The 2,537-nt window shown below is 35.2% G+C and carries 5 protein-coding genes; all 5 read right to left on the bottom strand.

Annotated features, from left to right (window positions below):
- Nucleotides 1-242: HK97 gp10 family phage protein (locus BUB63_RS12970; protein WP_143290300.1), on the bottom strand; the 242-nt coding region annotated here is incomplete at its 3' end.
- The gene (locus BUB63_RS12965; protein WP_073250409.1) at nt 235-546 is read right to left on the bottom strand and encodes a phage head closure protein; all 312 of its coding nucleotides are present in this window, start codon (nt 544-546) and stop codon (nt 235-237) included. The genes BUB63_RS12970 and BUB63_RS12965, both read right to left, overlap by 8 nt.
- A 19-nt stretch (nt 547-565) precedes the next feature.
- Complete coding sequence (locus tag BUB63_RS12960; RefSeq protein ID WP_073250406.1) at nt 566-1,132, bottom strand: head-tail connector protein; 567 nt, start codon at nt 1,130-1,132, stop codon at nt 566-568.
- A 10-nt stretch (nt 1,133-1,142) separates the two neighbouring features.
- Nucleotides 1,143-1,559: a hypothetical protein gene (locus BUB63_RS12955; RefSeq protein ID WP_073250403.1), complete on the bottom strand. Its 417-nt coding sequence runs from the start codon at nt 1,557-1,559 to the stop codon at nt 1,143-1,145.
- Nucleotides 1,560-1,574: 15 nt separating this feature from the next.
- A partial coding sequence (locus tag BUB63_RS12950; protein ID WP_073250399.1) for a phage major capsid protein occupies nt 1,575-2,537 on the bottom strand: 963 nt, incomplete at its 5' end.

Raw genomic sequence — 2,537 nt, 5'->3', positions numbered from 1 at the left:
CCTTTATTTGGACCTATTTTTATATAATCTACTCCATTTTCCTTTTCTATATCTGACATCTTTATATTATCCGCCATATGTTTTTTATTTAAAATGGACCTTGGAGCCTTCTTTTCCATAGCATTTTTAACAAGTGTTCCGGCTTTTATGAGCGTGTTCTTTTTTATAACTTCACCTTTTGCCCCAAGTTTATTGACTTTATCTATAAGTTCCTGCATCCCTTCAAGCTCTATTTTAGCCAATACTTTCAACCTCCAAAGCCTTTATTTCAAGAAACCTATTCTCATACTTTATGTTGTCTACGAATGTTATTTCATATTGTTTTCCTTTAAAGGATATTCTCATACTGTTATCAATTCCATCAATGAATCGTATTGTGAACTTTATAGTTTTCTCAGCATTTACAGTTGCAGCTTCAAAGTATTCTCTGCCGTGAAGATTTGATATAAATGCCCAAACTGTCTTAAAATCCTCCCAAGTTTCTTTTTCAAACCCGCTTTCGTCAATAATTACAACAGGCTTTTGTATTGTAATTCTGTGTTTCATATCCCCAATATTCAATCTTTTACCACCTCGGTATCCAAAAGGGTCTTAAAAGTGATGATACACCAAAGGGAATTTCTTTATAGTCCTTTGTTGTTAAGTTTTCCCTGTTTTCATAAAAGTGTGCAACTAATATTAAAATAGCCTGCTTAACTGCCATTGGAGATTCACTATATCCAGCCCTATATTTTATTTTTATACCACCTGTTCTTTCAAGCGACTCTTTAGGCCATCCTCTCTCTAAGCTAGGATAAACTAAACTTTCATCATATCCTTTTAGGATGTAATAGTCTATATTTTCATTTAGTAACTTTGCATTATTGTTTTGCACAATAGAAACCTCCAATACTTCAACAAGCGGTGGCATTGGAAGTTCTAAATATGCATACTTTTCTTTAGGATTTGTTATATATTCATAAGTTTTCTCTACAAAACTTCTTCCTGTAAATATTTCAGCATACTCTCTTGCAGCTTGAATATATGAGGAGATGAGGCTATCCTCATCATCCCCATCAATTCTTAAGTGGCTTTTTGCTTCTTCTAAAGTTATAACTTCTTTTACAGGTCCTTCAATAACTTTAAGGTTCATTTAACCACCTTCATTCTGAGTATCTAGGTTTGTCTAAAATAGCATATATTGCACCAACTACAGTTGAACCATCAACAGCAGTTAAATTTAGCTTTATTCTATCAACTTCCTTCGAAGCTAAAAGCATATCGGTTACCTTTACCCTATAAAACTTAACTGCACCAGATGTTCCGCCAATTGTTATTGCTTTACCTGATTCTTCAACTTCAGTAAACTCACCATTCTTTTCAGCAAATAAAAAAGCAACATTGGTGTATTCTCCATCTGTTCCACTTCTACCCTGAACTATAACTGTTGTTATGCCCTCTGTTCCTTCACCGCTTTCTATTAAAAATGTTACTTCTCCATAGTTTTTAAGTTCTATTTCACTTGTGCTAATAGGTGATGAAAATATTGTCCCAGGCACTTTTAAATCAATTATCTTCATTCTCTATAACCTCCTTTAGTTTCTCTTTGCAAGTGCTACAAATGGGCTTATTGCTCCGCTTCCTTTATAAGGCATTAGCGGCTTATTCCATAGTGGCTGTCCATCTACTCTGTAAATAAACCTAAATACATTCTCATCATAAAGGAATCTTACGTGAATTGAGCTTGCAGCATTTATTCCGCCTTTATCTATTAAAACATACTGGCTCATGTCAGCTAAAATTATGTCCCCAACTTCTCCAACTTGTGAGCACTGTTCAATTGGGACAACTGGCCTTCCAAGAAGGGTTGCATAAGGTGCCTCTGATAATCCTCCTGCTGGAATGTATACTGGTTTGTCTCCAACCTTTAAGGTGTATAAAATAGGTTCTAGTTCTTGATTTACAAACCATACTGCATTTGACCTGCTTCTTGCCCACAGTCTTGCCCACATATTAAGAAGGTTTTCAACAGTTATTACATCTGTTTGTCCATTATCCTTAGAAACCTTAACAAGTGCATCAGAGTTTAATATTCCAAGTGGCTGTCCACTGCCTGTTCCATTTATAATTGCATCATCTATTTTAAATCCAAATTCCTCTGCAAATGCCTGCATTATTACACTCTCAAGTGCAGCAGCATCCTGCAGTAGTTCATCAGTTGCATAGCAAAGTCCTGTAAGTTTCTTTAAAGATAGGTCCATTGTTCTAAACTTAGGTTTTGATGCCATAAGCTGTTCGGCTTCATTTTCCCAGTAGGTTTGAACTCCACCCCATCTTGAACCATTTGCTCTTGATGTTTCATCTACTGCATTTATTTTCAGCCCATTTGAATTTGTTGATATTGGTATTCTTCTAACTCTTGATGCTAAAATTCCTGTTTCGTATGTCCTTTTTAAAAGCTCAGATACAAAATCCTTTTGAACTAAAAATCCTCCATCTGATGGAACTGACTCATTAAGTCCTAAAGCTGCTCTTGTTGTTAGTCTTGTATCAACTTT

The organism is Caloramator proteoclasticus DSM 10124 (assembly GCF_900129265.1).
GTDB lineage: Bacteria > Bacillota > Clostridia > Clostridiales > Caloramatoraceae > Thermobrachium > Thermobrachium proteoclasticum.
Note: the sequence above shows the minus strand (reverse complement) of the source record. Positions and strands in the feature narration are given on the sequence as shown.